Source organism: Pseudomonas sp. COW5, assembly GCF_026240005.1.
GTDB classification, from domain to species: domain Bacteria; phylum Pseudomonadota; class Gammaproteobacteria; order Pseudomonadales; family Pseudomonadaceae; genus Aquipseudomonas; species Aquipseudomonas kribbensis.
Genome location: NZ_JAPHVP010000001.1, coordinates 2,507,631 through 2,519,604 on the forward strand (window position 1 = coordinate 2,507,631; position 11,974 = coordinate 2,519,604).

Here is an 11,974-nt window from a genome sequence, read left to right on the forward strand (position 1 = left end):
TGAATGAATCAAGGATTGAACACAGTGAAGCGTTTTGTTTTTGCGTTTATCGGCGGTTTTTTGCTGCCGGCTTCGGCGGTGTATGCGCAGGATGACTGCACTCAGGTTACTTCGAGTCTGGAAATGGTGCCCTGTTCCGAATCGGCAATGAAGGCTGCCGATACGCAGCTGAACCTCAGCTACAAGCAATTGATGGCGCGGCTTCAGTCTGACTATCGAGCAGACCCTGCGTTGGGCGCGGAGTACGCGGCGAAGGTTAAAGAGTCGCAACGTGCGTGGCTGAAATTGCGCGATGCGAACTGCCCTTTGGAGGCATTCGAGATCGAGACGGGGATGCCGGCGCATGTGTTCGCGGTCAACTCGTGCATCGCCAGAATGAGCCGCGAGCGCTCGGCGTACCTGGACAAGATCGTCCCTGCTCTTGCATCCGACAAGAGCACTTCGACGGCGCCGGCCAACGGCGCCTGTCCTTCGGAGGAATTCCCTGCTTTCCTGACAGCGTTTTCCGCCAGCAGTGAATCACAGCGTCGTCTCACTGCGATGACGGTCAAGTCGCTTGTGTTGAAGCCGGTTGCAGGTAAGGACCGTAGTACCTTTGAGCCTTCGACCTCGGGCGTCAGCGGATCTTCTTTCACCTATCCGCTGATGGCCGCCATCACACCCGGCAAGACACCTGGAGTCGAGATTGAAGAGGTCGATGACAGTCACGTCAACGTGGTCGATAAGCGGGCGGGCAACAGCAATGTAAAAATCTTCAATTTCTCTCGTCAGGCGTGCTGGGTGCTTGAAGGCGTTGAAGACTGGTCGATCAGCGAGAAGGATCTTGTCGCAACACGTAACCCTGCAATGAGCCGTGCCGAGAACTTCTGTGATCAACGTGCCGAGGCTTTGGGAGGGCTGGGTTCGCTCGAGCAATACCGTCTGACTGCGGAATTGTTAGAAGCGTCCCTGGAAAATTATGTCTGTGCGGCTGAGTCGGGTGATCCAGAGGCGAGCCTGTCAGCGGCGAGCTTGAGTCTTTCGCAGATGGCGTCTCAGTTGGAAACCAGCAAGGTTGAAGCGTTGTTCAAAGCGGCTTCGAAAATACCGAGTGGTGCGTTGGGCTATGCCACGTTTCTTTGTTCAGGAAACTCCACCGACTATGACGGTCCCTGCCTTCATCCGAAGCAGGCCGAAGAGCAGGTCATTCGAGCAATCAACATGGGCTCCATAGAGGCGATGAGTTATCTGGCGTCTACCTTTGAGGGTGGCGAGTTGGGAACAAAGGATATGTCCCGAGCGTTAGCCTGTTATGAAATGGCGGCTGATAAAGGTCACCGGTTGAGCATCAACAACGTGGCGCGATTGAAGTCGCAAGGGCCAGAGCCGATCAAGGCGAGCCACTGCATTTGAAACTCGGAGCGCGGATGTGTCGCGATTCTTTGCCGTTAAATTCCAAGTGAGTGGAGCTGTGCCTGACTTGTCGATTCCGGGTTTCGTGAGAGCTCGATATCTGCGGGTATTGCTGATCGGCATTGCAGCTTTCGCGCAGGCCAGTCATGCCGCCGCAGGTGTTGTCTCGGTGGGCAATGCGTCGGGTCAGTCGCAGATCGCGCAAGGCCCAGCCGAAGCTGCGGTCGACATGACACCTTGTCGGTTCTCAATGACGCTCTCGAAAGATCAATGGTTGCAGTTCAATACGCCTGATCTGGTATTCATTGCGGCCAAACAACAGCCTGAAACCACTAGCGCCCCGCGTTTGTCGCAGGCTCAGACCTCGACGGGTTATGAGTGGAATTTCGAAAAGCCCACAAATCTGAGCCAGCCCTGGTTCGGTGTCATGTGTGAAAGCGTCAACAACTTTTCCGCGCTCACCACTCAGAACCCGTCGCTTGATGACACGATTGAGTTGCAACTAGTGCGAGAGAGTAACGACCTTAAATGCCCGGCGACCCTGACCGATCATGGTTGGGAGCCGACGTCGCTGGCGGGGCCAAAAAACAGGTACACCTTTGAGGCATTAGGTGGGGAGAGATCCTCGGGGTTCATCTTCGGTTTCCATGACAAGTCACGACGTCACATCACCCGCGTCACGTTCTGCCTGCTGCGCGGCGAAAGCGTGCTGATCGGCTCGGCGGAGTCAGGCTCGGCCACACCGTTGGTGATCAGCGCCGAAGGGTTTGAAGAAATCAAAACAGCGGTTCGCAGCATGGCTTTTGAGTAAGCCTGCGAAGACCGAACGGAGTTACCGCGTGAAATGTTGCTGGCGAATGGCGCTACGGCGAGTGCGCCCTTTGCTGCGAATGGAAAAACACTCCCGCTGAATTGAGACGGGTTAGTTCAAAGGAAATGAAGTGAAAAGACTGCTGTTGTTATGTATGAGCTGGCTGCCGATGGCAGGGATGGCGTCGGATGTCTGCAACGAGGAAAGCGATACCAAGACTTTTCTTACGCAATGGAAAGACAGCGGAGAAAGTGTCGAAGACATACATTCTGGCTTCTACGATGGCGAATTTTCTCTAGAGCGTGGCAAGGTGGTGTACCAAGGTGATCTCAATGGCGATGGCCGAGACGATTTCATCTTCCTCTCCTATTCAAGTCACGGTTCGGCTGGCGACATGACGTACGCCTTCCTGATCCAGTGCCGTGGTTACTTGAAGCATACCGGCGGTGATTACTTTGCCGGGATCAAGGTACTGGACGGTCCGCCCAAGAACGGCGGAGACGTCAAAGACATCGAAATCTATTCCTACATCAGGGATAAACGCGGGCAGATTCGCTACAAAAACAACGTAGCCATGACCCGACCACATCTGTGGCAATTCAACCCGCAGACACAGCGTTATGAAGGTCAGTCCGAATAGATTTCAGTTACGGAGTTAAAGCGTGAAAGGATGTTCAATTCTACTCGGTGGCCTCTTGGCCATTGCCGCGTCCATGGCTTACGCCGCCAACCCGGCCTTCAAGGATTACACCGTTTCCCCAGTGTTCGCCGGCACTAATCATGAGCCTGTGCCGCAAGAACACAGCAACTCGATGATGGATAAGGCTCGTGCGCAGGCACTTAAAGGCAAGGTCAACTTTGCCGGCCACTACATCCTGTACCAATTTGGTTGTGGCGGCAGCACCTTGTGCGGCGAAGTACTGGATGCGCGTACGGGGGAGGTTGTCGGCGGACTGCCGAATGCATACGACGGCAATGCGTTAAGCCTGTCGAGCCGGCCTGATAGCCGTCTGCTCATTGTTTCCGGCATTGCGGCCGATACCGAAGAGGACGCGCAGGGTAATGAGCTGGAAAGCCGCTACAGGACTCGCTACTTCGAGTTTGTGAACAACGAGTTCCGGCTGCTGACGTTCAAGGATTTGTGATCGCCGCTGTTTGATTAAGGATGATTGGATGAACCGCTTTTCCATTCGGCCCATGCTGAGTGCACTTCTACTGTTGCCCCTCACCTACGCCATTCCGGCAAGTGCCGAAGCCGGGAGTTGCTACGGCTATCTCACCGAAATGGTCAGGAGCAGTAACTTCCCGTTTCGCTATGTCGGCAAGGACAAGGTCAATCTGTTGATTGATGAGGACGACGGTGCAATGGTGCGAGCCCAGTTGCTCTTTGATACGGACGGCACCGGTACCATCGGCTGGATCAAATACACCCCGGCCACTCGGGTGTTGCTCAACACCTCGGCTGAACTGGAAGAGCCGGTGGAACTGTCATTCGATGCCAAATTCGCCGATGGCTACGCAAAGTGCCTGGCTGGCCAACAGGCCGGTTAACGGCAAAAAGGAATTTTCCATGAATCAGTATCTTCTCGCGGGCAGCCTTTCGCTGTTGCTCTCGTTTCCAGCTTTCGCCGCTCCCAAGGATGCCTACACCCAGCGCGATGTCATGCAATGTGGCGGTGTTGAAGTGGTGATGGTGTCGTCCTGCCGATCCGTGACGGTGGATGACGCAGAAACCCACCTTATCCCTGTCTGCTCCGATCAGACGATCAACATTGGCGGCAAAGTGTTGCGCCGCAACATCGACAAGGTTTCACAGCTCACGTCTGACGGTAAGAAAGCGAAGATGCTGAGTAACGTTGTCGTGGCGATGGATTGTGTGAAAGGCACCAAGGGCAGCCTTGTTTCGATAGGTGGCTACGGCGGTTGCGGTGCCTGTCCTGAATGGCACGGGTATTACTCGACGGCGGGGCGATTGGAGCAATACAGCTTCGATAATAACCAGCGCTCATTTGGTTCGAAGGGTTCCTGGGAAGAGCTGATCAAGGCTTATGGCGTGACGAAGAGGCAGCTGCAGTCGGAAAGTCCGTCAGTGAAAAGGATCGACTATGGGCAGCCTTAAGTGGGTATTGATGATCGGCAGTCTGTGCAGCGCTATGGGCGCGTTTGCCGAGAACCCGCCAATAGTCGGCGTCAACGGGAACACGGTGTCATTTCGGGCTACAGAATGGACGATGCCCGGTGTGGATTCGGCGACTGCGTGGTTCACCGCCAATGGGAAAACCTTCCCACTCTTCGGCGTCGACATTGGCGCCGATTCACACCCGGAGTTGCTCAGTCCTGACAAGAAAACTCTATTGCTCGACCCGGTGGTCTTCGGGATGTTGACGGAGGAGGACGGTAAAGAGACGCTGCATTCGCAACAGCATTGCGATGTGATTTCGATGGAGACTGGTTGCGTGCTGGCTGAGCGCTCTCCCCGCTTTTGTCTCGGTAATTGGGTGGGCAATCAGTGGGTTTCCGAAGACGGCGAAGTGTTCAACCCCGCCCTGGAGACCGAGTCTCCAAAGAACTTGTTGAAGTATGTCGTGGGCATCAAGTCAGCGCAGTCCCGCGCACAATCGATCGAATCGAGCCTGAACTTTCTAAGCCCGGATTCCTACATGGCGTGCCATCCACCGGCACGTAATGTTCAAGCGTTCAACGACTGGGGTTTTTACCTGGCCGAGGGCGGTAACGATGAACTAGCACTGAAGTTCTATCGCGCCGTCGAGGCCGTCGGTAAACGCACAGTGCTGATGTTGAACATCGCCGACTCACTCTGGCGCCTTGATCGCAAAGACGAAGCGCAGCGCTATTACAGCGAGTACCGCGACGCGATGAGCGCCGACGGTAAGGCGCAGAAAATACCTCAACGCGTAGTTGAGCGATCCGTCATTCAGGGAATGAAACATTGAACATGTTTGTGCGCTTTATCGCGTTGTCCTTAGGCCTGCTGTCCGCTTCAATCGCGCTCGCTGAGGACAACTGCAAAGTCATCACGGTGAGCTGGCAATACGACGAGTGTGTGGAAGCTGAGCGGAAAGATGCCGACGCGAAACTCAATTCCAGCTACAAGAAATTGTTGGCTCGGTTCGAGTCTGGGTGGGAGTCTGAGCCTGAGGAGGGGAAGGCTTTCATGGTCATCGCCAGAGACTCGCAACGGGCCTGGATCAAGTTGCGCGACACCACGTGCCCCCTTGAAACCACGGCTGCACAATTCGGGTCGGCGGCGCATACCATGGTTATCAACAAATGCGTCACCAGAATGAGTCTGGAGCGTGCCGTCTATCTTGACGCTATCGCACCTGATGGCCCGAGTGAGGTGGTCGATGTCGTTAACGTTTCGAAAGCTGCTTCTCAGCGTTTCGGCAATGTTGTGGTTCGCTATATCACTACGTTTGGCAACCCATGCCTGAACGTTCAAATTGTTGCACCGGATGGTAACTGGAAGGTGCTTTCCTCTACGCGGTTTTGCAGCTTTGACGGCAAACCGTTTTGGTCGGGTTATGCCTCTGCGGGGTTTGAGGATCATGTGTTCGCGGAAGATGGTTTGCATGTGACGCTTAGCCTGACAGAGCTTCGTTCTACTGGCGCCAAGCGCCTCGCCTGTGTGATTCCGATTCAGAACGAGCAGATCAAAGAGCTGAAATGTGGCGCACCTGAGTCATCGTGAAACCAAAAGCGTAAATATTTAAAAGATTGATCAGCAGGGACGTGATCGGAATTGAACAGGCTCTTAAGTTGTTTTGGTGTGCTCGGGCTCATCGTCGGCTTGTCGACTCAGCCGGCATCGGCAAGTGACCTACAAACCATCGGAGAACTGCATCCCCCGGTGGTTGCTTCGTTGGGTGATCAAAAGATCACGGTGTTCTTTTTGAAGAACAACCTCAAGGATCAAGTCAGGGACGTGCACGTGCCTGATGCCGAGATTTTCTACACGCCCATGAATGCGGTGAAACCTTCGCTGAATTATGTGTGGAAGGTTGAGGGCGAACAGATTGCCTCGGTGTTCTTCTTCGAGCGCAAATTCCCTGAGCGAGCGGGGAAGTCCATGTTTGTCCTGACAAAACACAAAGTTTTGCACGAGCATTTCGAAGGAGATTCCTATTCGGTGTTGGAATTGCCGCTCTTCAAGGACGGTGACCACTTGGCTTTGCAGTTCTTTCGTGTTGACCCGCCAGACCCCGAGTTGCAGAACTGCCGTGACGGTATAGATCAGGAAGATGGCGTAGAAGTCGAGTGTGCTTACAAGGATGCGACGAGCATCAAGAGGTACTTGGCGGATCTGGATGGAAGGATGATTTCGGATTCGAAACTGAATCAGGGCAGCCGTCAGAAGCCACTCAAAAACGACGGTGATAGGGCCAGTGCCGCTTGCCCCTCACCCAACTTTTCAACCTTCCTTTCAGCCTTCTCTGAAAGCGCAGAGGTGCAAAAAGCCTTCGTCCAGCAGCCGCTGAAAATGGTCACGACCGTGGCCGGTGATCCCGAGCCCGAGATGCGAAAAAGCAGCCTCAGCGGCGATCAGCTCAAGTTCCCGATTATCCCGGATTTGGCGAAGCGAGAGGCCCAGGGCCTGACGTTAACCGTCAAGGAAGAGCAGGGTGATCACGCCGTCGCCATCCTGCAGAAACCGGATATCGATTATGTCTTCGAGTATCGGTTTGTTCGTGGGCAATGCTGGCGGCTGGAAGAAGTGATGGATTACTCGCTTTGAAACAGGTGGCAAGTTGAAAAGATTGTGTTTGATCGCGTTATTGCTGTGTTCTTTCTCTGCGGTGGCGGGGCCAATGTTCCCGTCTCTCAAATCGTGCAGGGACGCTGACAGCGACTGCGCGCTGGCGCTGAAAGACAATTTTCTGGTGGACGCACATTCCGGGCAGCGCCTATCCGAGACGGCGGAGCCGGCAGGGGCGATGAGTGACTTCTGGCTGTATCGAGATGACGAGCGCTACATCCTTCAGGAAGAAAACTACTCCCAGGCGAAGACGCGCCGTTGGCTGGTTTTCACCTACGACAGCGGCAAAGTGGTGCTCGACGGCGCTTATGTTTTCTCGATCGACATTGATATGAACACCGGACCCTACTGGCATGGCTATGACTGCCGAGGTGATGCCAAGCCGTTCGCCGTGCCAACGAAAGACTCGTTCAGTGAAGTCGCTTTGGAGGCGTTGTGCGGGGAGGCCGAAGGCTGGGTCGTCTCGGGCGGAGATACCAAGGTGCCGGTGTCGGCCAACGGGCTGGCCGTCAGTGTTCCCGTTTATCACGCCCGCAACCGCGATGGTTCAGCGACTTACCTGTTCACTGAAAGCGATGATCCGGATCTTTCGAAGCTGGTTTGCCTGTCCAACTGTGCTGATATCGCGAAAACGCCGGAGCGCGTTTCGCAGGAGACGGCGCCGTTGAAGGGCGGGCAGGAAGGAACGTTGTGCTCGGATGACGAAGATATCTACTTCAGTTGCCCGCTGGAGGGCGGCAAGACGGTTTCTGTTTGTGCGCGGGGAAACAGCAAGCCCACGGCCGGTTCTGTTCAGTACCGTTATGGTGTGCCGGGAAACATCGAGATGGTCTACCCCAAGAACGCTATGCCACCCAAGGGAAAGTTCTTTGTTGTAGATGCGTCGGAAGGCAGCGTGAACCTGAACATCATCAAGTTCAAAAGCGGTGCGTATACCTACCTCGTTAACCAGGCCTTTTTGAGTTATCTGAAGGTGCTCAAGGGGGACAAAGTTGTATTCCGACAGTCTTGTAATGCCGGTGGTCATGCTTACGTACATCGGTTGGCGGATTTCGGGTTAGAGACGGCCCCAAAAAGCGCAGAGGACTTTCGCTAGTTGCTGTTGCCGAAGAATGGAAAAGGGGACTCAACGTCCCCTTTTTTCCGCCCGTCATTCAGCTACGGCTTGGCCTGATACTCCCGAAACTCAATGTGATCGAGCGTGCCTTCCACCATCAATCGAACGCCGTCCGCCATTCTGCTCAGGCCCAGTGCCATCGAGCGGCGGGGGCCGTCGAGGTCGTCGGCCAGGTTGGCGGCGAAGGCGCTGATGGATAGGAGGTCTTCGGAGGCGTTGGCCATGAGGGCTTCGGCGTCGGCGTTGGGGCAGAGGGCGAACAGGCCGCCCAGGCGTTTGGGGCGTGTGGCTCTGGGTTTGAAGTGGTGGTCGAGCGCGCGTTCGGCGGCTTCGTGGAGTTTCTTCGAGTCTGGGAATTCGTAGGGGGAAACTTCTTCGTCAGTGAGGGTTGGATCGATCATCGGTGTAAATCCTTTTGGAGTTGGAAAGATTTGCCCCGGTTTTCGGACTTGCACATCCGGTCACCGATTTTGCGGTGACACACAGAGGCTATCGACGATGGTCCAGCCTGCCTAGTTCATGGACAGCACCGCAGTTTGAAGGACATTTCCCAAGGATTTGCGGGGTAGAGGAACAAGAAACCACTGCTATCGGCAGCTCCTACAGGAATGTGTTTCTTCAGGTGTAGGACGGGGGAATTGTGTGACGCGGAGCGTCACGGGATGCATTCCCACGCAGAGCGTGGGAACGATCAAGGCTAGGGGTTGGAAATCGTGACTTGGTAGTCATCTTGCAAGAAAAGCCATGCATCGTCTTCTATCAATCCAAGATAGTGGCGAATCCGTCCGAATCCCTTACACTCCCCCAGCCGTTCATTTTCCTTTTGAGGCTGTGCGCATGAAATTTCGTTTTCTACTGTGGATGCTGGGTCTGTTGATGGGTAAGGCCAGTCGGACAAATCCTGCGTTCCAGCAGCAGTTGGGTGACAAGGATCTGGTGTTTCAGCTACAGACTCTGGATGGGAAAGTGGCGCGGCATTTCGTGGTGAAGGACCAGCGCATTACCAGCAAGTCCGGGGTGGTGGCGGAGCCGGCGTTTGCGATTGCCTTCAAAGACGCGGCGTTCGGGTTTGCCACGATGCAGGCGAAGAACAAGCAGCTGGCGTTCATGCAGGGGATTCAGGACAAGTCGATCCAGCTCAAGGGCAACCCGGCGCTGGTGATGTGGTTTCAGGGGTTGATGAAGTATTTGAAGCCGCGGAAGGCCAAGCCGAAGTCATAGGGCTTTCAGGTAGCTTGCCGGGACAGGCCTGCCTCTTCAGCTTTCAGGCTCGGGAGGCTCGGCGTCCAGGGGCTGGGCCCGGTATGTCTTGTAGATCTGCTGGACTTTCGGGTTGTCCAGCTTCTCGTAAGTGATGTCTTCCTTGTCCAGGCCATCCAGGCCTCGGATGCCACTGATGGTCTCTGGCCATTCGTCACGACTGCATATATCGATTACGAACGGGTTGAGGTAGTGATCGAGATGCCTTTCGCGCGGCTCTCGGATCTCGTCGCTAAGGGCCCGCAGGTAGTCGTCTTTGTTTGTTCTTGACCAGTCGATGGCGAACCCGGCTCGATAACAGAGCTCCATGAAGACCAATAGAATCGCGCGGCCATTGCCGTCCAGGAAGGGGTGTGCGAAAGCCAGCTGGCCCATCACTCCACCGGGATGGTCTCTGAAGCGTTTCTTGTCTGCTGCGAGCTTGAGTGCATAGTCGACAGACATTTTGATGGAGTCCGGGCGCTCGAAAACTGTGCTGCGAGGGTCGTCAAAAGAGCCCTTGAAGACCGCCAGATGGGGGACGAGCTCGTTCCGGTCTTTTCCTGCCCAGTGATAGAAGCCTGAGAACAAGATCTCGTGAACCTTGAGTACAGTCTGGTAATCGATTGGCTTTTTTTTGGCCAGATAGGCAAGCGCCTCTTCGATACTCAATTCGAACGAAAGATGTTCTGATTCTTTTACTTCAACGGGATCTTTCAGTTGCAGCGAGTTTTGAAGATACCCAGCCGTCTCGAAGTCGCCGAACGGATCGAAAGTCATGCGCTACGTTTCTGTGCGCGCCTTTCCTGAAGATAGCGCCCTTGGAGCGCCAGGATTTCAGATTTGCTCAGAACGCCTTTTCTCTTGAGATTGACGAGCAACTGTTCGATGCCATCCAGCTCGACGACATCGCCAGCCAAACGGGTAATGCCCACGGCCATACGGCTCATGCCGTCACGTCTGGCCGTAACCTTGTTGTCTTTGGCTAGCTTGCGAACTTCGCTTGCAACGCTGACAGCATCTGTTTGGGTCATCGGAAATTCCTCTGATTGCCGTCAAATCATAGCAGGGCGCTAGTTTGCTGTCGTTGCTGGCAAAGTGACCGAAATCTGTGGAACCAGGGCCCTATTTGCAATCAAAACAGGCCCTGGTTGACGTTCCGAAGAGTGCTTTAAGCCTGGCTGAACTGCGAAGCCAGTTCCCGCAACAGCACTTCAGCCTCAAGCACTTTGCTGACCACGTCATTGGCCTTGTCGCGCGTCAGGCCAACGCGTTCCAGCAGCGCATCCGGAATGTCTTCGTCCGGGCCGGAGCCGATGCCGCGACTGCGCAGCAGGCGCACGGCCAGGCAGACGAGGTTCGGGTATTCGGCGTAGGCGCCGTCGTAGTTCGGGTCGTGCTGGAAGCGCAGGGCGGTGGCCAGTTCGTCCGGCATGTCCCAGTAGCGCATCAGCCAGGAGCCGATCTGTTCGCGGCTGATGCCCAGCAGGTGTTGCTCGACGTAGCTGTGGCACAGGTGCGGGTTGACCTCCAGGTGGCGGCAGATCAGCGAGAAGTGCGGCGGGAACACGTGGGCCAGCAGCAGGTAGCCGAAGTTGTGCAGCAGACCGGCGAGGTAGGTCAGGCCGGCTTCCGGGCGCTGGGCGCGCGGCATGGCGCGGGTCAGGCCTTCGATGACGGCGGCGGTGTAGATCGACTGCTGCCAGTACGGCGTGGTGTGTTGCGGGTGGTCCTTGGGCAGGCTCAGGGTCTTGCCGAGGGCCAGGCCCAGCGCCAGGTTGATCACCAGATCGAAGCCCAGCACACGCACGATCGCGTCTTCCACCGAACGGATCTTGCCCGGCGAGGCGTAGTACGGCGACGCCGCCCAGCTCACCACTTGCGCGGCCAGCGCCGGGTCGGTTTCGACCACGCCGGTGATGTCGTCGATGGTGGCGTTCGGGTCGACGCGCAGCTTGATGATTTTTTGTGCGGTTTCGGCCAGCGGCGGAATCTCGATGGTCGCTTCCAGTCGCTGCTGGATGCGCCGCGCGGTGAACGCCTGCACGGCCTGGGTGATTTCCTCGCGGTCATCGTCCGGGCGGTCGAGGTTCGGGCGGATGCTGCTCAGGGCTTCGCCGAAGTTGGCGGCGCTGGCCTTGGTCAGCATGGTCTTGAAGTCTTCGCTGGCGATTTCCAGCAGCAGGCCCGGCTCGCCGGAGTTGATCAGCAACTTCGGTTCACGCAGCAGGCTTTCTTCGTAGAGGCACGGCGAGCTGGTCAGCGCCGGCAGGCCCGGCAGCAGGCTCAGGCTGTGTTTGCCGAGCATCTTTTCCAGGCGCTCGGTGGACACGGCGGTCAGGCGACGGCCCGTCAGCTCGGCGAGGCGGTTGAGATCCAGCAACTGGCTCTGTGGAAACAGCACCATCAGCGCACCGACGGCGTCGTCCAGCAACACGGCCTGCACTTTGCGCGAGGCGTTGAGGCCGTGGTGGTCGAGCACTTCTTCGTAGGCGACGCCCAGCTTGTTGAGCAGCAGCCGAATAACAGACGGAGCGTGCGGGGATTCGGGGGCGAGAGCAGCTTCGGTCATGGTCTGTATCCGTTTTTGAAACAATTGCTGGAGTATAACCAGCTTGGTTGGAACGAGCTTTGAGAA

Annotated in this window: 15 protein-coding genes; 11 read left to right on the plus strand and 4 right to left on the minus strand. The window is 56.0% G+C overall.

Annotated elements, in window-relative coordinates; genetic code table 11:
• Positions 1-24: 24 nt before the first annotated feature.
• The 10 genes from OQ248_RS11285 (at position 25) to OQ248_RS11330 (ending at position 8,076) form a co-directional block, all read left to right on the plus strand.
• Positions 25-1,392 (plus strand): lysozyme inhibitor LprI family protein, encoded by a 1,368-nt coding sequence (locus OQ248_RS11285; RefSeq protein ID WP_265815086.1) that lies wholly within the window; start codon positions 25-27, stop codon positions 1,390-1,392.
• Positions 1,393-1,408: 16 nt separating this feature from the next.
• The gene (locus tag OQ248_RS11290) at positions 1,409-2,203 is read left to right on the plus strand and encodes a hypothetical protein (RefSeq protein WP_265812872.1); all 795 of its coding nucleotides are present in this window, start codon (positions 1,409-1,411) and stop codon (positions 2,201-2,203) included.
• Between the two features lie 130 nt (positions 2,204-2,333).
• Positions 2,334-2,843 (plus strand): hypothetical protein, encoded by a 510-nt coding sequence (locus OQ248_RS11295; RefSeq protein ID WP_265812873.1) that lies wholly within the window; start codon positions 2,334-2,336, stop codon positions 2,841-2,843.
• A gap of 73 nt (positions 2,844-2,916) precedes the next feature.
• Positions 2,917-3,348, plus strand: a complete 432-nt coding sequence (locus OQ248_RS11300) for a hypothetical protein (RefSeq protein WP_265815087.1) — start codon at positions 2,917-2,919, stop codon at positions 3,346-3,348.
• Positions 3,349-3,376: 28 nt separating this feature from the next.
• Positions 3,377-3,754 (plus strand): hypothetical protein, encoded by a 378-nt coding sequence (locus OQ248_RS11305; protein WP_265812874.1) that lies wholly within the window; start codon positions 3,377-3,379, stop codon positions 3,752-3,754.
• Positions 3,755-3,773: 19 nt separating this feature from the next.
• Entirely contained in the window at positions 3,774-4,322 is a 549-nt protein-coding gene (locus OQ248_RS11310) for a hypothetical protein (protein WP_265812875.1), read from the plus strand.
• Positions 4,309-5,157, plus strand: coding sequence for a tetratricopeptide repeat protein (locus OQ248_RS11315; protein ID WP_265812876.1), 849 nt, complete (start codon positions 4,309-4,311; stop codon positions 5,155-5,157). The genes OQ248_RS11310 and OQ248_RS11315 overlap by 14 nt, the downstream gene beginning before the upstream one ends.
• A gap of 2 nt (positions 5,158-5,159) precedes the next feature.
• Positions 5,160-5,915 carry a lysozyme inhibitor LprI family protein gene (locus tag OQ248_RS11320; protein ID WP_265812877.1) on the plus strand — a complete coding sequence of 252 codons (756 nt, stop codon included), beginning with the start codon at positions 5,160-5,162 and terminating at the stop codon, positions 5,913-5,915.
• A 78-nt stretch (positions 5,916-5,993) separates the two neighbouring features.
• Positions 5,994-6,959 carry a hypothetical protein gene (locus tag OQ248_RS11325; protein WP_265812878.1) on the plus strand — a complete coding sequence of 322 codons (966 nt, stop codon included), beginning with the start codon at positions 5,994-5,996 and terminating at the stop codon, positions 6,957-6,959.
• A gap of 28 nt (positions 6,960-6,987) precedes the next feature.
• Complete coding sequence (locus tag OQ248_RS11330; protein WP_265812879.1) at positions 6,988-8,076, plus strand: hypothetical protein; 1,089 nt, start codon at positions 6,988-6,990, stop codon at positions 8,074-8,076.
• Positions 8,077-8,138: 62 nt separating this feature from the next.
• On the opposite strand, the gene OQ248_RS11335 is transcribed toward OQ248_RS11330, so the two are convergent.
• On the minus strand, positions 8,139-8,498 hold the full coding sequence (locus tag OQ248_RS11335) for a DUF6124 family protein (RefSeq protein ID WP_265812880.1): 360 nt from the start codon (positions 8,496-8,498) through the stop codon (positions 8,139-8,141).
• Positions 8,499-8,934: 436 nt separating this feature from the next.
• Between OQ248_RS11335 and OQ248_RS11340 the strand changes: the two genes are divergently transcribed.
• Entirely contained in the window at positions 8,935-9,318 is a 384-nt protein-coding gene (locus OQ248_RS11340) for an SCP2 sterol-binding domain-containing protein (RefSeq protein ID WP_039765176.1), read from the plus strand.
• A 36-nt stretch (positions 9,319-9,354) separates the two neighbouring features.
• On the opposite strand, the gene OQ248_RS11345 is transcribed toward OQ248_RS11340, so the two are convergent.
• The 3 genes from OQ248_RS11345 to OQ248_RS11355 all read right to left on the minus strand — a co-directional run bounded on the left by OQ248_RS11345 (position 9,355) and on the right by OQ248_RS11355 (position 11,908).
• The gene (locus OQ248_RS11345) at positions 9,355-10,116 is read right to left on the minus strand and encodes a Fic family protein (protein WP_265812881.1); all 762 of its coding nucleotides are present in this window, start codon (positions 10,114-10,116) and stop codon (positions 9,355-9,357) included.
• Positions 10,113-10,370, minus strand: a complete 258-nt coding sequence (locus tag OQ248_RS11350) for a hypothetical protein (RefSeq protein ID WP_085731368.1) — start codon at positions 10,368-10,370, stop codon at positions 10,113-10,115. The genes OQ248_RS11345 and OQ248_RS11350 overlap by 4 nt, the downstream gene beginning before the upstream one ends.
• A gap of 137 nt (positions 10,371-10,507) precedes the next feature.
• Positions 10,508-11,908 (minus strand): aminoacyl-tRNA deacylase and HDOD domain-containing protein, encoded by a 1,401-nt coding sequence (locus tag OQ248_RS11355; RefSeq protein WP_114886341.1) that lies wholly within the window; start codon positions 11,906-11,908, stop codon positions 10,508-10,510.
• Positions 11,909-11,974: the final 66 nt, after the last annotated feature.